The organism is Deltaproteobacteria bacterium (assembly GCA_016177765.1).
Classification (GTDB): Bacteria; UBA10199; UBA10199; order JACPAL01; family JACOUP01; genus JACOUP01.
The window spans coordinates 814851-834041 of sequence record JACOUP010000008.1 but is presented as its reverse complement, the minus strand read 5'-3'; the positions used below and the strand labels follow the sequence as shown (position 1 = coordinate 834041).

The window sequence follows — 19191 nt, the reverse complement described above, 5'->3', positions numbered from 1 at the left end:
TCCCCAAAGAGAAGTCCTTAGGTAAATTCCTCCCGGAATTTCGTAAGAGGGTTTTTTAGAGTCAGAGTCCTATGGGTTTTGATGATTTTTCTCTTGTATTTCCTATAGAACTACCCAAGATCACCCTGTGAAGTTAAACTTGACTCGATCCTACCATCGCCTTTTCTATCATCTCGTTTGGTCCACCAAAAACAGAGAACCATTCATTCAACCTGAGGTTGAAAAACGACTCTATCCGTTTCTCAGGAAAAAAACGGTTGAGCTCAATGGTGTCTTTCTAGAAATGAATGGGATCGAAGATCACCTTCATCTCCTTGTCCAGCTTCCCCCGACTCAAAACCTTGCTCGCTTTATGAAGGATCTAAAAGGGAGCAGTTCCCACTATCTGACAAACACATCTGGCTTGGGAGTAGATTTTAAATGGCAAGTCGGTTATGGAGTTTTTACTGTTTCAGAAGATGTTATTCCAAGGATTCGGCAATATATTAGGAACCAAAAGGAACACCACAGGGAAGGATCCACCCTTGGGGAATGGGAGAGAGACAACGAGATTGCGAAAGTAATCCACACCGCCGACCAAATAAATTCTGCTGGCTAAAATTAAAGGAGTCCAAAAATGATCGTCATTACTGCCGCTTGGAAGGCCAAAGAAGGAAAAGAAAAAGAACTCGCCGGTCATCTAAAAAAGATGGTGTCGGCTGTCAAAAAGAATGAGCCGAAGTGTCTTCAATACACGCTGCACCAAGGTCTCGAGGATAAAACTCTCCTCTATTTCTATGAGCGGTATACCGATAAGGTAGCCGTTGAATACCACAAAAACACGCCACATTTCAGAGAATTGATAGCTTCTACAGAAAAGTTGATTGCTAGACCTGTTGAAGTCGGCTTCTACGAAATCCTCGAGTAAGGAACAATTCCGGAAGGAATTAAAAAATCATTTAATGGTAAAAAATTAGCCGCGGAATTCATTCCGTCGGCAAAGGGCGATTCGCCCTAGGCAAAAGTTAGACCTTTGGATTGCCGATATCGCCGGGGTTGGAACGTCGGGATGAATGCCCCGCACGGATCCCCTCCAGACGGGTGAGATCCGTGGCATACCGGGCGCGGATTTCATCGGGGTTCCGGTCAGCGGTCACAGCCACTGGTTTCCCTGAAATGAGCGAAACCCCGCTTTCCTGATAAACAGGGGCTGGCTTTGGGTCGGTTGTGCGAATTGTAACCATAGCTACCTCTATTATCGCCCCTGTGAGAGGGCCCAGTTGCGTCCCTGTCTCACTTTTTCTAAGTCCTTGAAATCGTTTCCCCTTGAACTCCCTCCAAGGATAACATATACCCCCCCAAAATGAAAGGGGTGATTTACCCAGGGGTTTTTATCACCTTAGAGGGGGGAGAGGGATCGGGTAAGTCGGTCCTCTGCCAACGCCTCGCAAGACTATTCAAAAGGAGGGCCCTGGTTACCCGAGAACCGGGGGGAACCGCTGTCGCCGACAAGATCCGAAAGATCCTCCTGGTTCCCTCTTCCGAAAAGATCGCCCCGCTGACGGAACTCCTCCTTTACAGCGCCGCACGAGCCCAACATCTCCAACAAAAAATTATCCCTGCCCTGAAAAAAGGCAAAATTGTCTTTTGTGACCGTTTTACCGACGCAACCGTCGCCTATCAGGCGTATGGTCGGGGACTTGGCCTTTCTTTGATTCAGCAATGCAATCAGATAGCTACCCTCGGACTAAAACCGGACCTGACTTTTCTTCTGGACTGCCCGCCTGAAGTCGGACTCAAGAGGGCCCGTCGGAGATTCCAGAGACAGCGAGGGAAAAAAGAGGACCGGCTCGAGAGGGAAAAAATCTCTTTTCACCGAAGGGTGCGCCAGGGTTACCTGAAACTGGCGCGTGCCGAAAAAAAACGATTTCAGATCGTGGATGCACAGCAGGAAGAAACTGTTGTTTTTAAAAAAATCGTCGAGGGACTCAAGGCCTATGAAATTCTCTGACCTCATCGGCCAGGAAAAGGCATTGAACCGGCTGACTCTCTTGGTGACGCAGAACAAGGTTCCTTCGACCCTTCTCTTCCACGGGCCGGAGGGTGTCGGGAAAAAAACGGCGGCCCTCCTTTTGGCCCAAACAATCCTTTGCGAACAACACCCAAGGGAGGCCCGGGGGGCCTCCCAGGCCTGTGGTGTTTGTCCCTCCTGCCTTCGGACTGACAGGGGAAACCACCCGAACCTCCGCCTCCTCCTCCCCGAGGGGACAAGCCACAAGATCGAAACCGTCCGGGAGATTCTCCGTCAGATTTCTCTCAAACCGTATGGGGAAGGCTGTCTGATCATCATCATCGACCAGGCAGAAAAGCTGACGGAGGCAGCCGCCAACGCCCTCCTCAAAACCCTCGAGGAGCCTCCACCGGCCGTCCTCTTCATCCTCGTCACGGCGGCCCCCGGTTTGTTGCCGGCAACTATCCTCTCCCGTTGCCAAAAAGTCCCCTTTCAACCGCTCTCTGAAGACTGGGTTCAGAAAAAATTAACCGATGACGGGCTCCCGCAAGAAGAGGCCTCGCTGATAGCCAAGGCAAGTCATGGAAGCCTCGGCACCGCCCAGAATCTTGCCGTGACTCTCCATGACCAGGAGCTTTCTCTCGGCCAGTTTTTCTCCCGATTCCCCCATTTCACGGCTCGTGAAGTGACACAATGGACCGAAAAAATCGCCAAGGACCCAGAAACAACCAACACCTTTCTCCTCCTCCTCCGTCATTGTCTCCGGGAAAAGCTGCTTGAGGGAAAATCCCGTTTTTCGGTCTGGAACGCCGTTGATGAGGCGGAACGGGCGATCCAGGGACACTCTCCACGAAACCTCACCCTCGAGGTTCTTCTCCACAGGATCACCAGATGAGACAGCTCTACATCACCACCGCCATCGATTACGTCAACAACCTCCCCCATCTGGGAACCGCCTATGAAAAGATTGGTGCCGACGCGATCGCCCGTTTCCGGCGGATGGAGGGAGACAAGGTCCATTTTCAGATGGGGAATGATGAGCACTCCGCGGGTGTCAAGAAGGCGGCTGAGAAAGAGGGACTTCCCTCAAAAAAATACTGCGACGGGATGAAGGAAAAATTCACCTCAATCTGGGCCTCCCTTGGGATTTCCTACGACGATTTCATCCAGACGAGCGAAAAACGACACTATACCGCCGTTACCACCTTCATTGGAAAAATGAAGAAGGAAGACCTCTACAAAAAACGATACGAGGGATGGTACTGTGAACCCTGCGAGGCCTTTACCCTTGAAAAAGACTTAGTCGACGGGAATTGCGCGACCCACAAGAGCAAACCAAGGTGGCTTTCCGAAGAAAACTACTTCTTTAAACTTTCTGCCTACCAGGACAAGCTGCTCCAGCATTATAAAGAGCACCCTCGGTTTATCCTTCCGGAGATCCGTCGGAATGAGGTGAGAAACTTCGTCAAGGCGGGGCTTCAGGATATCAGTATTTCACGGGCGGGGCTCGATTGGGGGATCCCGTTTCCGGGAGATTCCTCCCACACGGTTTACGTCTGGTTCGATGCCTTGATTAATTACTTAACGGCAACCGGCTACGGATCGAAAACTGTTAACAAAAAAATAGGGAGGCTGAGCCTCTGGCCGGCGGAGTTGCATCTGGTGGGGAAGGATATCACAAGATTTCATTGTGTCATTTGGCCAGCAATGTTGATGAGTGCCGGTTTAGCGTTGCCCAAAACTGTTTTCGGGCACGGCTTTGTTTTTCTTAAAGGGGAAAAGATGAGCAAGACCTTGGGGAATATCGTGACACCTCTGGACATTATCCCCCGCTACGGGGCCGACGCCTTGAGGTATTATCTCCTGAGAGAATCCAGTTTTGGGGCTGATGGTGATTTCACCTGGGACAATTTTACAAAGCGCTACAATGGGGATTTGGCAAACGATATCGGCAATCTTCTGAACCGGACACTGGGTATGGCCAACAAATACCTGGAGGGTCATCTTGTGCCACTGAAGAAGACCAAGCCACTACCTGAGGATACTGTTTTAAAGGATAAAATAACCGGCGTCTTGAAGATTGTGCGTGAGGAAGTGGACTGGCAAAAATCAGGAGATATTAATTTTCACAAGGCCTTGGCGGCCATCTGGGAGGTTATCGGGGCCACCGATAAATATATCGATAGTTCTGCCCCCTGGCGACTCGTCAAAGAGGAGAAAACTGAAGAATTAAAAAAAACACTTTACAACGTCGCCGATTCACTTCGAAATATTGCCCTACTGATCGCCCCGTTTCTCCCCAAAACCTCGCGGGAGATCTGGTCACAGTTGGGATTGGAAAAGAAATTAAAATGGGAAAAACAGGTTTTCAAAAATATCGGCTGGGGGAAGACACCCGCAACTCAGGTCACTGCGGGAAAACCGATATTTCCGAGGATTGATATCTCCCCCTCCCTTCCCTCTGTCCCAACCAACAAGGAGAACAAGATGGAAAATCAAATTGAATTTTCTGAATTTCAAAAGTTGGAACTGAGGATCGCCGAGGTCAAACAGGCCGCCAAGGTGGAAAAGGCAGATAAACTTCTCGTCCTTCAGATCGATATCGGCGGTGATGAGCGACAGATCGTTGCCGGTATTGCCCAACATTACACGCCCGAAGAATTGATCGGGAAAAAAGTCGTTGTGGTCACCAATCTTAAACCGGCTGTCATCCGGGGAATTGAATCGAACGGGATGTTGCTCGCCGCCACCGATACCGCCACCGGCAAGGTCATCGTTCTGACGCCGGAAAAAGAGGCTGTTGCAGGGAGCAAAGTCAAATAAGCTAGCGAGGGAGCGGTTGTCTGCCCTGGGTCTTTCGCGGGGAGGGTTGTGTCGGCTTTTTGAAACCGTACCGATAGACCGGCAGGCCGCCGTTGGAATCGACCACCTCAATCATTCGCCCGGTCTGCTGTTCCCATTTTCTTAAACCTTTTTCCAAAAGCGGTTGGTTCATCGACCAAAGCTCCGTCCCTTCTTCCTCGAGCGTCTGTGAAGAAAAGAAGGTATACCCGATGGAAAAAGACTGAAACCCGGTCTCATCCGGTCCTCCCCAGATAATGAGAGAGGCCGGTTCCTGGATATGGATCCGGATCGGGTTGGACGGGTCCCAGGACTTCCGCAGGAACCCGATAATCCCCAGATTCAAACGGAGTGTCCAGATCGGTTCTTTCAATTTTTTCATCATCAGCATTAATTCATCCAGAAAGGTCTGCTGATCCAGATTTTTCTTCACCACCTTTTGGGTCGCATTGTAGGTGATGATCTCCAGATTGTCCGGGGCTACAAGACCAAAAAAGGCGCGCAAGAAATTAAATGTCTGCTCGAAAAACCAGACGTTATTCTCCTCCGGTTTCATCCGGGTAAAATTCAGGTTGGAATTGAAACCCCAGGAACCGACGACCTCGCCGCGATCGTAGCTGTCGGCGAGAAAATCGTCGAGCCCTTTGAGCATAGATTAGTAATCCAGAATAAACTGAAGCAGGGTCCGGACCATCGAACCGGTCCCCCCTTTGGGGCAATAATCAAGATCCTTTTCCGTCCAGGAGGGGCCGGCGATATCAATATGGGCCCAGTGTTTGTGGTCCCCGATAAATTCCTGGAGGAACAGCGCCCCGTTGATAGTCCCTCCCCATCGACCCCCAACATTTTTGACATCGGCGATTGGTGTCTTGAGTTCCTCCTTGTACTCCTCGATCAGGGGGAGTTGCCAGACCTTCTCACCCGTTTTTTCCCCGGCGGCAATGATCTTCCGGATCAGTGTGTCGTCATTTCCCAGAATGCCGGCACAAAGTTCCCCGAGGGCAATAACGCAGGCACCGGTTAATGTAGCGATATCAATCAGGAGATCCGGTTTTTGTTTGAGGGCAAAGGTCAGCGCATCGGCAAGGATTAACCGTCCTTCCGCATCCGTGTTAAGAATTTCAACGGTCTTCCCGGAGAGACTTCTGGCGATATCCCCAGGTTTGTCGGCAGTCCCGGAAGGCATGTTTTCCGTGGCCGGGATAAAACCATGGACGGTGACCGAGGGGTTCAGTTCAGAGAGGGCCCTGAAAACCGCGAGCACGGCGGCGGCACCGCTCATGTCATCTTTCATCGTCTCCATCGACTGCGCCGTTTTGAGGGAGAGCCCTCCCGAATCAAACGTGACCCCCTTGCCAACGAGGGCAACGATCCCGCTACTTTTTCCCTTCGGTCTGTATTGGAGATGAACGAAGACGGGCGGTTCGGCGCTCCCCTTAGCCACGGCGAGGAAGGAACCCATCCCGATCTTTTCAATATCGGCCTTCCCATAAACCTTCGCCGAAATCCGCGGGAGTTTTCCAATCTTTTCCGCTTCACGGCCAATAACCCGCGGGGTCATATCGGAGGCCGGCGTGTTGATCAGGTCCCTCGCAAAGTTGGTGGCTGTGGCCAATTTCTCTCCCTGACGAATCGCCCCATTAAAAGCGGCTGGTGCCATCCTCTGGCGGGAGGTGAACACCACTTTTTCAAGTGGGGAAACATGATTTTCTGATTTGTAACGACCAAAACGATAAGTCCCCAGAAGGACCCCTTCCACCGCCGCCTGGACGACGGCCGTCGATCTTTCCCGTGTCAGGGACGGCAATTCCAGGGCGAGGGTCTTCGCCTTGAGCCGCGTAGCCTCCTTGGCGGCACGGGCAACCCCCTTTCGAACGGTATCCAATGTCCCCTTTTTCGCCTCACCAGCACCGATGAGGAGCAGGTAGTTAAGAGGTTTACGATCGTAAGTTGGAAAGAGCTTGGTCTCCCCTATTTTTCCTTTAAATTCTTCTTGATGAAGAAGGCGGGAAAGCGCCCCTTTGAGATGCTGGTCCAGGCGTGCCACGGCACCACCCAAGGGTAAACCACCCTTGGGTCCTGAACTGAAATGAAAGACACCCAGGAGTTCGGCGGTTTCTTCAATCGGTCGGGTTGTCTGTTCCCACTGGATAGACATCAGAAGGGCCCACCCTAGCGTACCGGTCCAAAAGAAGTCAAGTCCGGCGTGTGAATCGGCGTGTGAATCACACTTGTGACTTTACCGGAATTATTGTAGAAATGAGACTGATGTCTTTTTTGAAGAAAATCTTTTCCACAAAGGCCCCTTCACCGGCCTCTTCAAAACCAGTCTTACCGAAGGTCAACCTCACTTTTGTGGATAAACTCCAAGAGATGATGACGGTTGCTGAAGAAAGAGAAATCCATCCGCGCATCCCGCTCCTCAAGGGAGAGCGGGTCTTGCATATGGCCGAGAACACCGGAACCCTCAATCCCCTTTTTCTTGAAAAGGGGGCCGAACTCATTTTTAATGCCTCACTGCAATCTTCTTCTGTTAAATCGAGCGATGACAAAATAATCCTGATCAAGATTGATAGCCGACGTCTCCCATTTCAGCAGGAATCAATCGGTTTCATCCTGGCCTCTCTGGATTCTCAACCGGCGGATCGTCTTCCCATGATGATTAAGGAAATGGGACGTGTTTTAAAAAAAGGAGGGAGGGCGATTGTCACTGACTGGCACCCCTTCAATCCGATGGCCAAGAAGGGACGTCCATCCTCTGACGGAACCGGGGGCTTGGATGAGGGGCCGATCGGTTTTGAAAAATACTTTAAACTCTTTCGTGAACAATCACTTGTAATTGGCAACTTGAAGGAAATCTTTATTGACGGGGCATTCCGTTCTCTGATGAAGAGTGAGGCCGACAAGAAATTTTTTCAGCAATACCATTCTAATCCCCTTGCACTCTTTTTCTTTTTGTCTAAGGGTGGCGCCCGTCATGGCGCCACCCCTCTCGATCGATCAACGACTTCTGGAACTGCAGATCACACTCCCTGAAGTTCAGTCGGCTGGTCTTTATCAACCAGCTGTCCGGTCCGGAAATCTCCTTTTTGTCTCAGGCCAGCTACCTCGCAGCGAAGGAAAGATCGCCTTCAAGGGGAAACTGGGTCAGGAGGTCAATCTGGAATCGGGGAGGAGGGGGGCACGGGTTGCCATGATCAATGCCTTGGCGGTCATCAAGGGAGAACTGGGGACGCTGGACAAGGTCAAACAGGTCCTCCGGCTGACCGGCTATGTGGCATCGGCCACCGGTTTTACGGATCAACCCAAGGTTATGGATGGGGCCAGTGAATTGCTGGTGGAGCTCTTTGGAAACGCCGGAAGGCACTCCCGGGCCGCCGTCGGGGTTGCCGAATTGCCCCTGGGGGCCTGCGTGGAGGTCGACCTGATCCTTGAGATCAAATAGAGTGATAATTAATATTAATTATGTTTAATAAACAACTTGACTTTAAAGGGACTTTTCGTTATAAGGGGCCTCAAGTTTGTAGAAAGCTAACTTTGTTCATCAAGTTTAAGGCGGCAATCAAGTTTCGGAAAGGGGGTGCTCTCCAAGAAACCGGCTCGCTTTAAGTAGCATCAAGCAGTTATTTTCAAATCCAAGGAGAGGAAAACTATGAAGAAACTACTTTCGTTAATCGTTGTTCTCCTTTCTGCCATTACCTTCTCCACTGTTTGGGCCCAAGAGGGTTCCGAACTGGAGATCTCTGGAAACGTAGATGTCGTCTCCGGGTGGCAGAGGGGTCTCAAGAATGCCAACTACGTCAGCACCGGGTTGCTGGGTGACGGCCTCCAAGCCGCTGCCGCCGCCAAAGGGACTGACCAGTTTGGTTTTTATGTCGATCAGGTCGAGTTGGACCTTGCCAAGAGCTTTGGCGAGAATATCCGTGCCCGCGCTGACCTCGACTTCAGTCCGCACCGATGGTCCGGGGATGGGACAACCTTTGTCAACATCGTTGGAACCACCGCCAATTTTGTGGGCGGCGGTGTCGGTGGCGTTTACGTCGAACAGGGGTATGTGACAGCCAATGTCCCGGCAGGAAATGGGATCGAGTTCCTTGTCGGTCGTTTCAATTCCGGTATCGGTTTTGATCCGATCGATAGAAATGAGTTGAAGACGGTATCGTTCTCAACGATCCATCGGACACTCGTCCCCCACAACATGACCGGTGCCCGCCTGGGGTATCAGGCGAGTGATGCCATCTGGTTTGACCTTTATGTGGTCAACAACCTGGTGGATTCGTTCCCAGCCAATACGGATCTCCCTTCAACGGGGGCCAATTTCAAGTATAGCTGGGGTGATGAAGGAGAGAAGAGCTGGGCGAAGATTTCAGCCGCCTTCGGTCCGGAACAGGCGACCAACACCAACTTCAGCTACTTCGGTGATCTCGCCGCCAACGTGGCGGTCTCCGACGGTTTCTGGCTCGGTGGTGAAGGAATCTTCCGTATCGATAATGGTGCCGCAGGGGCCAACAGCCAGTTGATCGGCGGTACGCTCCAGACCACCTATGCCTTCTCCGATATCTGGGATGGAACCCTCCGTTATGGTTTCACCTGGGATCGTAAAGGAACCATGAACGTGAATGCCAATGGCTTGGGAAGCTTCTTCAGCGCAGCATCCGCTGGAGCCGCCGCCCCGGCAGCGTTCACTGGCATTGGTGCCAAGGGCTCGTTGCATGACATCGCCCTGGCCACCAGCTACTCAATCACGGATGGAGCCAAGTTCATCCTCGAGGCTCGGGTTGATCTATCCCGTCCCTCCGGTGGATCGACAGGCTTCCACACCGGATTCGGTGGGCAGTTTGCCTATAGCTTCTAATTTAAAGAGGCTACGTTTTTAAGAAAAGGCCCCGGTTGATGGTTTAAACCGGGGCCTTTTTCTTTCCTTCTTTTTGTCCTTGTGTTAAAATCAGTCGTTGGCAGAAAGGGGGTCTCCTATGCCGTTGGGATTCAGACCGGTGGATGATGACGACGATGAAAAGGAGGAGGGTTGGGAAGAAGAGGAGGAGGAAGAAAATAACGATGAGCTAGAGGAAGAGGAAGAAGAATCTGAAGAAGAAGAGGAGGAGGAAGAGGAAGTCAAATACTATCAGAAGGGGTACCCAAACGAGAAGTGGAAGTGACCCCTCCCTTCACCATCGCGCTTGTCCAACTTGAATCCATAGTCAAAACGGAGTGGTCCCACAGGGGTCACGTAACGAAGGCCGAGGCCCGCCGAGTGTCTGAGACTTGACAGGTCAATCTCAGCAAAGCGATTGGTCAGACTCCCGCTATCCAGAAAGACGACCGCCTTGACGTTTTTGACCAGTTTTGTCTGGATCTCAAAATTATGGAGGAGAAGAATCCTTCCCCCTTCCGGCGTCCCATCAGCCGCAACCGGCCCCGCGGCATCCTGTGAAAAACCGCGGAGGGTATAATCACCCCCGGCAAAAAGCAGCTCCTGGATCGGGACCGCCTCACTCCCGAGGTTCCTGATTCCCTCCATCCGGAAACTGTTGGCAAAGGTCAGACGGCCGGCAAAGGTCTTGTAATGACCAAACCAGCCCCGCAGTTTCAGGAAACTGCTACCACCGCCAAGCATTGTGGCGGCGACATCCGCGCTATTCATCAAAAATAGACCGCGGGTCGGATCGGCAAAATAATCCCGGGTGTCATAGGTGAAGGAAAAACCAACTTTGGAGGTGGTATTATCCCTTTTTGTTTCATTATCCGCCGGGTCCTTGTCAGTAATGTAGGACCTTTTAAATTCGTAACGGCCCAGAAGACTTATCTCGGGATCAAATTCCTTTAATACAGAAAGGATACCGCCGCTCTCGAAGGCATCAAACGCCGGTTTGTTCTCATACTGTGAAAAACCGGTTCCGATGACCTGGAGATTGTAACCGGCAAAGTGGGGGTCGATCAGGTTGAACTCTCCCCTTTGCAGCTTTTCCCCCCCTTTGAATCGGAAGTTGCCCTGCTTCGCGAGGCCAAAGAGGTTGCGATGCGTCAGGGTAAGTTCACCGGAAAACCGTTCATAAGTATCAAAGGAGGTCGCCAAATCGGCAACCAACGTCTTGGACTCCTCGAGTTTGACCAGGAGATGAACGACAGATTCCTTTTCTACAAGGCCGATAACCTCGATATTCACAGTATTGTACGCCCCGACCCTTCTCAGATTGGCGGCGCTTTCCAGAACCTGGCTCTGGCTAAAGGGGTCTCCTTCCTTGAGAGAAAGAATTTTGCGAATGGTCTTCTCCCTCGTCAACTGATTCCCCAGGACAAGTATTTTCCCAACAGTGACCGGTACCCCCTCATCAATCTTGTAATGAATTGAAACCCTTCCCGTTTCCTCATGAACCACAGGAACCGCCTGTACCGTGGCGTAAGGAAAACCGTTATCGGTATAAAGAACCGAAATTTTTTCACGATCCTCTTCGAGACGACGGCGTTGAAAGACCTTTCCTACCCTTAAGGTTGTCTTCTTGAGTAATTTCTTTTCGGTAAAAAACCGATTCCCTTCAAAGAGCACTTCCTGCACGAGGCTCTTTTCTCCCTCAGCAATGCTGAGTGACACAAAAACCCTTTCCTTGTCCCGACTCCATCCCAACTCATCAGCAGTCACCTTGGCCTTGAGGTAACCTCGGTCCTGATAAACCTCAGGGAGGCGGTCCAGATCCTTTTTGTAGGAATCGGGGTTGAAAGGGGCCCAATGGAAAAAACCGGCTTCTCGAGTCTCCATTTTTTTCTTGAGTGCCCCTGGGGATAACTGCTCGTTCCCCCGGAAGCGAATCGAATGAACCTGGGTCCTGGGGCCCTCGTTGATCCTGAAGATCAAGACCGTTTCACCAGGACGAGGGGTTTGGCGGATCGGTTCGATCTCTGTTTCCAGAAACCCCTGCCTTCTATAAAAAGAAAGGAGCGACCTGCGGGACTGTTCGACCTCGTAACGATCGTAATCCCCTTCCTGTTCAAAGGTCAGGGACTTTCGCAAGGTCCGGTCCGACAGACGCCGGTTTCCTTGAAAACGGACTGCGACCCGGTCATGTTGATCGACCCTGATCCAGAGATCAACCTTGCCCCTCTCGGTGTCAAACTCAGTCTTTACCAGCTTGGCGTGGGCCTTGTAAAAACTGTTTTGCTGATAATCATGCCTCATCTTCTCCATCGCCTCTTTGACCCGCGGAGGCTGATAAGGGATCAAGGGATTGATCTGCGAGACAAAATAACCGTCAGGGAAATAGGTATTCCCCTCCACAAAGATCCTGTTGATTCTGTACCTCCTCCCCTTCTTGATCCTGAAAAGAAGCTGGAGATGCCCTTTTTTGCCTTTCTTTTCCTCGACAAAAACCTGCGTCCCGGCATACCCCTGCCCTTCAAAAAAACGCACAATCCTCCCCGTCTGCTCTTGAACCGTCTCTGGATGATAGATTTCTCCAACGTGTAGATTAATGACTGTCATGATCCGCCGCGTGAGGAAGGGATAATGCCCTTTAAGATGGATACGGGAGATCACGAGCCCCGCCTGGAGGTGGAAAATTAAAACGACACCCTCTTTTTCAACCTTTTTTTCGACATTCACCGTTTCAAACCGGCCCCACTGTTTCAAATAAGTGAGCGCCTGATCGAGCCGCCCCTGATCAAAAAGATCCCCCTCCTTGAATGGGAGGACCTGGCGCACCGTTTCTGCAGAGACCGTGGGACCCGGATCGACCACAATCTGATGAATGACAGGCTCCTTGCCAAAAAGGGAAGGCATCCATAGAATGGACACAATAAGAAATTTGATAATTTTTTTCTTCATCATCTTCCCTCAAAACGGAAGATCAGGTTAAACCGATAACGATTATTCACCTCGGCCGTCCGTGTCCGCCGGGCCGACAAAAGAATATGATCCGTCAGAAAATAGTTTGTCTTCACAGTCCGTTCAGCCGTTTCAGGCGCAAAATCGGTGGTGAATTCCAGATTCAAGCGGTCCGTTAAGGTCTTGCCAACAGTCACCTTTGAAACGGTCGCCTGATCAGCCCCCCCTGTTTCCAGTCTGAAGATATCCAGTCTGGCAGGACCTGTGAGTGACTCATCCACCAATGATGAAATCTGTTCCCCTACCAAAGAGGAGGCGATGGTCCCTCCGGACCTCTTGCTCCCGCCTTGTTGGGCCTCGCGACAAGTCACCCCGTAGAAGATAAGACAAGAAAAATCCCGTTGATCCGCGGTTGTTGTCAAGGGAACCAGTTTCAGATTGTCCATGGGGCCCGTTATCTTCAGACCCACCCTGGCCCTGTTGGCTGAAGTGATGTCATCAAGGTACTGCTGGGCCGTAATTTCCAGACGGGGGTTGATCCGGTAGGGATCGGAAAAATCGATCCGACCCTCGGTCACCTGAAAACGGGTCCCGAGGAGCCGGATGATCCCTTCCTCTCTTCCGAAGGCCTGAACGACATTAATGGAACCGGTCAGGACCGGATTTTTCAGGATTCCATGAAGATGAAGGTCACTCAAAAGCGACAGACGATTGACCAGATTGTTTTGTATCTTCAGATCACCGCTGTTTTTGACCTCAATGTCCAAACGGGAGGATTCAAGCCAGGAAGGCCAGGGGAAAACCTCTTCCCGTGAGGAACGGACCGGTTTGATCACTAGTTCACTGATGGTAAATTTTTTGGAATATTTCCCCTCTGTCAGATCAATGGACCCGCGAATCGTCGGGCTGGGCGTGGACCCTTTGACAGACAAGGTCGTTGTCAGTTCAAGCTTGAGCTCTCCAGGGATGACGAAATTGATATCCCTGGCCTTGAGATCAAGATCAAACCGGGTGGGAGAAAGTTCCTGCAGACCCACCTTGCCGGAGGCCGAAAAATCCCCTTCATCCAGCTCCCCCTGAACCCCTTGCAAAGTAACCTCTGAGCCATTCATCAAAAGCCGTCCTGTGAGGTTGGAAAACCGGCCTCGCAAGTTTCTAAAACCAAGGGAGGTTTTTTGAAATTCCAGAGAACCTTGGGCCGCCAGATGCGGAAAAGACCCCTTCAGACGAAAATCGAGGAGCAGGGCCCCTTCCCCTTCCTTAAACACCGATTCAAAAACGCCGAGATCGGCGGCCGGCAAGGGCCCTTTGAAAGAGGCCTCAACCAGTGCCGGGGATTGTATCGAACCAGAAGCCTTGAGAGAACCGTAAGGATTCCCGTAATCCAGGGAAGTCACCACCAGTTTCTTTTGATCAATCAGGTAATCACCAACAAAACTAAAAGAGGCCTTGGGCCTCGCTGTGATATGGACCTTTTCATCACCGACTTCAAGATGAACAGGATTTTCAAAGAGCCACTTTCTCTCCTCGGAGTGAATAACTTCCACCGAATCAAGGAGCCAGCTCCTTTCCTGTAGTTGGAGTGACGCGGTAATCTTCTGAATGGGGAAATGGGCTATCGTGACATTCTCCACAATACCATGTCCCGTCCCTTTCAAGAGGGCCCCCTGGTCAGCCAGGACCAAAGAGCCGCTCAAGGCCCCTGCCAGTTTGCCCTCCGGCAAGATTTTCTCCAAGGAGGCCTTGGAAAAGTGGACATCAATTTTCTCAACATGGCATTTGAGACGACCTGTTTTCGGGTTTTTCCCTTTGAAAAGAAGATGTCCCGTGGAGCCCCAGGCGGCTGATCCCCCCTGGTCCACCTTGGCCTCGTAGGAGAGGCGTGGCCAGTCTACAGCCACCTCGCCCGTTGCCTTTTCAGCGGCAATCGCCAGATGGCGAAAGTCGAGCAGAGTGACATTGGCCTTGGCCCTCAACTGGGGGAGTCGACCGGAGGCCTCTCCTTCGACAGTATCCGCCATGGCTACCGAGTGGTGAAGAATCGGGCTGGAGGATTTGCCAAAGATCGCCTGAAGCGGAAGATGCCGGGCGGTAAAGGGGAGACGATACTCTTTTTTGGCCAGATCGAAAAAACCCCTCCCTTCCAAGAAAGCCCCCCCCATCTGGGCCTTCAACTCCTGGATGAGAAATAACGAGGGTGGTTCACCCGAGGGTGATTCACCCTTGGGTGAACCACCCAGGGATGATGGTTCGGAAGAGGCCTTGAGACTGATCTTGAGAGGTTCCTGCAACACATTCGGGATCTCCAGACCGATCCGGAACTCCAGCTTCACCTTTTTTAAATCCCTAAAACGGGCCTCTCCTTCGAGATGACCAGCGAGTCCTTCCCTCGCCACCTTCAACGAGTCAACACGGAATCGATCCTTATCCAGTGAAACCGCGGTTTCGAAGAGTTTCAGGATCTCTTTCCCCTCTCTACCTATTTCATCCACGCGCAGGGTCAGATCCCACCCAAACTCGGTGAGGAGATGAGGACTGAGTGACAGCTCAATCGCGGCAATAGAAACAGGGGCTTGATCCTGAGAGGATAGGGTCAGGTTTCGGATCCTGGCATGATCTACAATAAGCGACCGCAAAAAACCAAGTTGTTCCAATTGCGAACGAAGAGAGGCCAGGGTGATTGGCCCAAGATCTCTCTTCGTTGCGGAACGGTTTTCGGGTAGCTGGAGACGAACCCCTTCCAGATCCAGTTTAGAAACAAGAAACTTTCCACGGAGGAGTGACAGCGGGCTCAATCGCAGGATAAGAGAGTCAACCTCAGCGTGAAGGCCCTGAGGGTTGGAGACCACTACTTTTTTAAGTGAAATCTCGCCACGGGCAATTTTAAACCGCAAGCGCTCAAAATCAATCGTGGGTGAACCACCCTTGGGTGAACCACCCTCGGGTGAATCACCCTTGAGTGGAACTGTGCGGCTAAAACTGTGGAGGAGCAGTTTTTGGAAGTGGGTCGAATTAACGAGCCCCTGGACGCCAAACACAAAAATGAAAAAGATCAGAAAAACAATAATGAGCTTGAGGTGTCTCTCCAAGGCCTTCACTGGAATCGTTCCTTCAAGGTTTCCAAAAGTTTGCTGTGAATCCCCCCGAACCCGCCGTTGGACATCACCAAAAGGACCGCAGGGGGAACAACCTCCCGAACAACCGTGGAGACGATTTCCGGAACAGCGGGGATAAACCGGGCCCTTGTTCCCCCCTGGGTGATATCGCCGGCCAGTTTTTGGGGATCCAGTCGTTCTCCTGCCGGAATTTTTTCGGGTTGGTACAGATCGGCAATAACCACCTCATCGGCGCCGGCCAACGATTGGACAAACTCCCCTTGAAAGATGTTCCGGCGGCTGGTATTCGACCGTGGTTCAAAAAGGGCCCAGAGAAAATGTCCGGGGTATCGACTGCGAATCGCCGTTATCGTTTCCGCAATCGCTGTTGGGTGGTGGGCAAAGTCATCGACCACAATAACATCGTGAACGGTTCCCCTCACCTCCTGACGCCGTTTCACCGACTCAAACCGGGCTAAGGCCCTGTTGATCTCCTCAAGGCAGAACCCGATGTTTGTTGTCAGGGCAATCACACCAAGCAAATTCTGGATATTATGCCGACCGGCCAGGGGGGACCGGACCGATCCGAGCCGTTTTCCTCTATAAACAACCTGAAAATTAGCCTCTTCTGCCGTGAAGGTAATCTGTTCGGCACGCCACTCGGCCTGAAGAGAGAAACCATAGGTGGTCTTGCGCCCGGAAAACAGGGAGGCCAACTTGAGGGTCTGCGGACTATCGGCACAGGCCACCAAAAATCCGTTTGGGGGGATCACAGGGATTAATTTCTCAAAGGCCCCCATGACGTCGTTCAAATCTTTGTAAATATCGGCATGATCGAACTCCACAGGTCCCAAAAGAACCATCTGGGGGGCATAATGAACAAACTTGGGCCCCTTATCAAAAAAAGCGGTATCGTACTCATCCCCCTCCACGACAAAGTACGGGCCTCCTCCGAGATGATACGATTTTTTAAAATTCTTCAAGATGCCACCAATCAGGAAGCCGGCGTCCCGCCCGGCATGATTCAGGATCCAGGCCAGGAGCGAGGCTGTCGTCGTTTTCCCATGGGTGCCAGCAACCACAAGCGGCGTTTTTTCTTTCAGAAAAAATTCAAACAACGCCTGCGGCATGGAAAGGGTTGGTATTTTCTTTTGGGCGAGTCGCCCCCCTTCGAGCAGGGCCGTCACCTCCGGGTTTGTCCTGGAGACCGCATTGCCGACAATGACCAGATCCAGGTTTGAAGAAAGGTTTTCAGGCCGGTACCCCTGATAGAGGGGGATCCCGAGAGATTCAAGCTGAGTACTCATGGGCGGGTAGATATTGTCATCCGAACCGGTTACCTCAAACCCTTTTTCCTTGAGGAGACCAGCCAGGGACCCCATCCCCATCCCGCAGATAGCAATCAGATGAACCTTTTTAACTCTTCCTAATGATTGTTTCGTAGGCGATATCATGGAAGAGCGGCCTCCACTCTTTGATCTTTTCATTGTTTCGTGACGGGTGAATCCGGTTGGTAAAAAGAATAATGTGAAAATTCTGCCCCAAATCAATCCAGAGGGAACAACCGGTGAATCCGAGGTGGCCAATCGATTGGGGTGAAAAATACCGCCCCGCCTGTGAATTTTCAGGGGATGGCGTGTCCCACCCCCCTTTGATCTTGTGTCTTGGGCCGATGAGATCCATCAGAAGATCGGGTGAGAAAAAGGAGCCTTCTCCCCGCAAAGCCTTTAAAAGGGCCCCAACAAAAAGATGACAATCCCGGGCCGTCTGAAAGAGGCCGGCGTGTCCAGCGACCCCCCCCATCGCATAGGCATTGTCGTCATCCACCTCCCCTACAAGAACCTTCTCTCTCCAAGGACAATCTTCAGTGGCGGCAAAAACTGCCCCTTCAGCCTCTGGAGCCTGATCCCCCAGCGGGTTGAAAAAACTGCCCCTCAAACCCAAAGGTTGGCAGACCTCGTTTGCAAAAAAGCGGTCCAGCCTTATGCCACTTATTCTTTCAACAAGTTCTCCCAAAAGCATAAATCCGAGATCGCTGTAGAGACGACGATACCCTGTAGGGATTTCCAGTTCTTCCTGACAGATCCTGGAAAGAACCCATCCCCGCGCGGCAGAGGTCCCAACGATTTCTGGCTGGCTCCGTCTCATCTCTTCAAAATAGGGACGCCACGCGGCAAGTCCTGAGGTATGTTTCAAGAGATGACGAAGGGTAATTTTATTTTTCCCTCCTTCATCAAAATCGGGGAGGAAATCAACAACGCGGGCATCCAGCCTTATTTTTTCTCGGTGCATCAGGAGAAGAAGAGCACTGGTGGTGACAATCGGTTTGGTCAACGAGGCCACATCAAAAAACGTCGCCGGGGTCACCTCGGCGGCCCCTCGTTCTGAAGAAGTCCTCCCCTGGGATGATTCAAAAAGGACCTCCTCCCCTGAGGCGACAAGACACTGGGCCCCAGGAAAAACCCCTTGACCAATGGCCTGTTGGATCTTTTCTTCAATCGCCGTTGTCATGAAAATGGATTTTTGAAAACCAAGCGAGAGGTTTTTGAATCCAGGGAAGCCATCACCCCGACCGGAAGCAAAACGGGATGGGAGGCATGGCCAAAGGGAAGACCAAAGACAACAGGTCCCTTGACCTCTTTGAAATACCCTTTAAAAACCTTCAAGAAGGGAGGAGGAAAACAACCGATGAGGAGTCCTTTCAGTTTCTTGAATTTGCCGGCATTCTTCAGGTGAGACAACATCCTGTCAACAGCATAAGGCTTCTCCCCCGTATCCTCAAAGAAAAGAATCGCCCCATCCGTATCAATCTCGAAAGGGGTCCCCAAGGTCCCGACAATCAATGAAAGACAACCCCCGATTAAAAGCCCCTTGGCCTTCCCACGCTGGAGAAATTGACCCTTCTTTAAAGGGATCACCAACCGCTCTCCTCTGAGAAAAGAGGCGACCCTTTTCAGATAAAAACCAGAGTTCCTGGCGCAGAAGTGGGGAAGAAGCATCGGACCATGCAGGCTTGGCAGGCCAAACCGTTTCCAAAGGTAGAGTTGGAGAAGGGTCATGTCACTATAACCGATCAATAACTTGGGATTATTGCGAATCACCTTTTCATCCAAGTAGGGGATGATCCGCGAGGAACCGTACCCCCCGCGAACAGCCAGGATTGCCTTGACTTTGGGATCCGCAAAGAGGCGGTTTAATTCCCCGGCCCGGCGCCGGTCGGGGCCGGCAAGATACCCTTGACGTGAAAAGATATCTTGTCTATAACGCGCCGCAAAGCCGATCCTCTGGATATTTTTGACACCTTGCCGAAAGAGGTCTTTATCGAACGGGCTCGCAGGGGCTGCAAGACCGATCAAGTCTCCATCACGGAGGGAAGGAAGGCGACGTCGCATCCCGGTCATTATAGTGTTATTTTCCTTGAGCGCAATTGGAAATTGCCTTAAAGG

17 protein-coding genes are annotated in these 19191 nt (G+C 51.6%); 9 read left to right on the top strand and 8 right to left on the bottom strand.

All coding sequences use genetic code 11. The features are described 5' to 3' along the window. Positions 1 to 139: 139 nt before the first annotated feature. Both tnpA and HYS22_06450 read left to right on the top strand, forming a co-directional pair. Positions 140 to 598 carry an IS200/IS605 family transposase gene (gene tnpA / locus HYS22_06455; protein MBI1909794.1) on the top strand — a complete coding sequence of 153 codons (459 nt, stop codon included), beginning with the start codon at positions 140 to 142 and terminating at the stop codon, positions 596 to 598. Positions 599 to 616: 18 nt separating this feature from the next. Continuing rightward, positions 617 to 907, top strand: coding sequence for an antibiotic biosynthesis monooxygenase (locus HYS22_06450; GenBank protein MBI1909793.1), 291 nt, complete (start codon positions 617 to 619; stop codon positions 905 to 907). A gap of 97 nt (positions 908 to 1004) precedes the next feature. Here HYS22_06450 and HYS22_06445 read toward each other — a convergent pair whose 3' ends face one another. Next, positions 1005 to 1223 (bottom strand): hypothetical protein, encoded by a 219-nt coding sequence (locus tag HYS22_06445; protein ID MBI1909792.1) that lies wholly within the window; start codon positions 1221 to 1223, stop codon positions 1005 to 1007. A gap of 119 nt (positions 1224 to 1342) precedes the next feature. On the opposite strand from HYS22_06445, the gene HYS22_06440 reads away from it, so the two are divergent. Genes HYS22_06440 through metG form a run of 3 tightly spaced genes read left to right on the top strand, consistent with a single transcriptional unit; the run spans position 1343 to position 4813 of the window. Beyond that, positions 1343 to 1990 carry a dTMP kinase gene (locus HYS22_06440; protein MBI1909791.1) on the top strand — a complete coding sequence of 216 codons (648 nt, stop codon included), beginning with the start codon at positions 1343 to 1345 and terminating at the stop codon, positions 1988 to 1990. Then, positions 1977 to 2885: a DNA polymerase III subunit delta' gene (gene holB / locus HYS22_06435; GenBank protein ID MBI1909790.1), complete on the top strand. Its 909-nt coding sequence runs from the start codon at positions 1977 to 1979 to the stop codon at positions 2883 to 2885. Before HYS22_06440 ends, holB begins: the two co-directional genes overlap by 14 nt. Then, positions 2882 to 4813: a methionine--tRNA ligase gene (metG, locus tag HYS22_06430; GenBank protein ID MBI1909789.1), complete on the top strand. Its 1932-nt coding sequence runs from the start codon at positions 2882 to 2884 to the stop codon at positions 4811 to 4813. Before holB ends, metG begins: the two co-directional genes overlap by 4 nt. Position 4814: 1 nt before the next feature. Here metG and HYS22_06425 read toward each other — a convergent pair whose 3' ends face one another. Both HYS22_06425 and HYS22_06420 read right to left on the bottom strand, forming a co-directional pair. After that, on the bottom strand, positions 4815 to 5483 hold the full coding sequence (locus HYS22_06425; protein MBI1909788.1) for a hypothetical protein: 669 nt from the start codon (positions 5481 to 5483) through the stop codon (positions 4815 to 4817). Positions 5484 to 5486: 3 nt separating this feature from the next. Continuing rightward, on the bottom strand, positions 5487 to 6989 hold the full coding sequence (locus HYS22_06420) for a leucyl aminopeptidase (GenBank protein ID MBI1909787.1): 1503 nt from the start codon (positions 6987 to 6989) through the stop codon (positions 5487 to 5489). A 110-nt stretch (positions 6990 to 7099) separates the two neighbouring features. Between HYS22_06420 and HYS22_06415 the strand changes: the two genes are divergently transcribed. The 4 genes from HYS22_06415 (at position 7100) to HYS22_06400 (ending at position 9990) form a co-directional block, all read left to right on the top strand. After that, positions 7100 to 7867 (top strand): class I SAM-dependent methyltransferase, encoded by a 768-nt coding sequence (locus HYS22_06415; protein ID MBI1909786.1) that lies wholly within the window; start codon positions 7100 to 7102, stop codon positions 7865 to 7867. Beyond that, a complete protein-coding gene (locus HYS22_06410) occupies positions 7809 to 8276 on the top strand; it encodes a RidA family protein (GenBank protein MBI1909785.1) in 468 nt (155 codons plus the stop codon). The genes HYS22_06415 and HYS22_06410 overlap by 59 nt, the downstream gene beginning before the upstream one ends. Positions 8277 to 8483: 207 nt before the next feature. After that, complete coding sequence (locus tag HYS22_06405; protein ID MBI1909784.1) at positions 8484 to 9686, top strand: outer membrane beta-barrel protein; 1203 nt, start codon at positions 8484 to 8486, stop codon at positions 9684 to 9686. A 118-nt stretch (positions 9687 to 9804) separates the two neighbouring features. Continuing rightward, complete coding sequence (locus tag HYS22_06400) at positions 9805 to 9990, top strand: hypothetical protein (protein MBI1909783.1); 186 nt, start codon at positions 9805 to 9807, stop codon at positions 9988 to 9990. Here HYS22_06400 and bamA read toward each other — a convergent pair. From bamA to HYS22_06375, 5 genes are read right to left on the bottom strand one after another with little or no spacing between them, the layout of a single operon-like run. Further along, complete coding sequence (gene bamA / locus HYS22_06395) at positions 9957 to 12653, bottom strand: outer membrane protein assembly factor BamA (GenBank protein ID MBI1909782.1); 2697 nt, start codon at positions 12651 to 12653, stop codon at positions 9957 to 9959. The genes HYS22_06400 and bamA overlap by 34 nt on opposite strands. Next, positions 12650 to 15748, bottom strand: a complete 3099-nt coding sequence (locus HYS22_06390) for a translocation/assembly module TamB domain-containing protein (GenBank protein ID MBI1909781.1) — start codon at positions 15746 to 15748, stop codon at positions 12650 to 12652. Before HYS22_06390 ends, bamA begins: the two co-directional genes overlap by 4 nt. Then, complete coding sequence (mpl, locus tag HYS22_06385) at positions 15745 to 17199, bottom strand: UDP-N-acetylmuramate:L-alanyl-gamma-D-glutamyl-meso-diaminopimelate ligase (protein ID MBI1909780.1); 1455 nt, start codon at positions 17197 to 17199, stop codon at positions 15745 to 15747. The genes HYS22_06390 and mpl overlap by 4 nt, the downstream gene beginning before the upstream one ends. Further along, a complete protein-coding gene (locus HYS22_06380) occupies positions 17162 to 18256 on the bottom strand; it encodes a serine hydrolase (GenBank protein ID MBI1909779.1) in 1095 nt (364 codons plus the stop codon). Before HYS22_06380 ends, mpl begins: the two co-directional genes overlap by 38 nt. Then, positions 18253 to 19137: an LD-carboxypeptidase gene (locus HYS22_06375; protein ID MBI1909778.1), complete on the bottom strand. Its 885-nt coding sequence runs from the start codon at positions 19135 to 19137 to the stop codon at positions 18253 to 18255. The genes HYS22_06380 and HYS22_06375 overlap by 4 nt, the downstream gene beginning before the upstream one ends. Between the last annotated feature and the right edge of the window lie 54 nt (positions 19138 to 19191).

Excerpts from the sequence above, each read along its gene's own strand:
- HYS22_06450 (MBI1909793.1), top strand. The coding sequence starts at position 617 with ATGATCGTCATTACTGCCGCTTGGAAGGCCAAAGAAGGAAAAGAAAAA.
- HYS22_06445 (MBI1909792.1), bottom strand. The coding sequence starts at position 1,223 with ATGGTTACAATTCGCACAACCGACCCAAAGCCAGCCCCTGTTTATCAG.
- HYS22_06440 (MBI1909791.1), top strand. The coding sequence starts at position 1,343 with ATGAAAGGGGTGATTTACCCAGGGGTTTTTATCACCTTAGAGGGGGGA.
- holB (MBI1909790.1), top strand. The coding sequence starts at position 1,977 with ATGAAATTCTCTGACCTCATCGGCCAGGAAAAGGCATTGAACCGGCTG.
- metG (MBI1909789.1), top strand. The coding sequence starts at position 2,882 with ATGAGACAGCTCTACATCACCACCGCCATCGATTACGTCAACAACCTC.
- HYS22_06425 (MBI1909788.1), bottom strand. The coding sequence starts at position 5,483 with ATGCTCAAAGGGCTCGACGATTTTCTCGCCGACAGCTACGATCGCGGC.
- HYS22_06420 (MBI1909787.1), bottom strand. The coding sequence starts at position 6,989 with ATGTCTATCCAGTGGGAACAGACAACCCGACCGATTGAAGAAACCGCC.
- HYS22_06415 (MBI1909786.1), top strand. The coding sequence starts at position 7,100 with ATGTCTTTTTTGAAGAAAATCTTTTCCACAAAGGCCCCTTCACCGGCC.
- HYS22_06410 (MBI1909785.1), top strand. The coding sequence starts at position 7,809 with ATGGCGCCACCCCTCTCGATCGATCAACGACTTCTGGAACTGCAGATC.
- HYS22_06405 (MBI1909784.1), top strand. The coding sequence starts at position 8,484 with ATGAAGAAACTACTTTCGTTAATCGTTGTTCTCCTTTCTGCCATTACC.
- HYS22_06400 (MBI1909783.1), top strand. The coding sequence starts at position 9,805 with ATGCCGTTGGGATTCAGACCGGTGGATGATGACGACGATGAAAAGGAG.
- bamA (MBI1909782.1), bottom strand. The coding sequence starts at position 12,653 with ATGATGAAGAAAAAAATTATCAAATTTCTTATTGTGTCCATTCTATGG.
- mpl (MBI1909780.1), bottom strand. The coding sequence starts at position 17,199 with ATGATATCGCCTACGAAACAATCATTAGGAAGAGTTAAAAAGGTTCAT.
- HYS22_06380 (MBI1909779.1), bottom strand. The coding sequence starts at position 18,256 with ATGACAACGGCGATTGAAGAAAAGATCCAACAGGCCATTGGTCAAGGG.
- HYS22_06375 (MBI1909778.1), bottom strand. The coding sequence starts at position 19,137 with ATGCGACGTCGCCTTCCTTCCCTCCGTGATGGAGACTTGATCGGTCTT.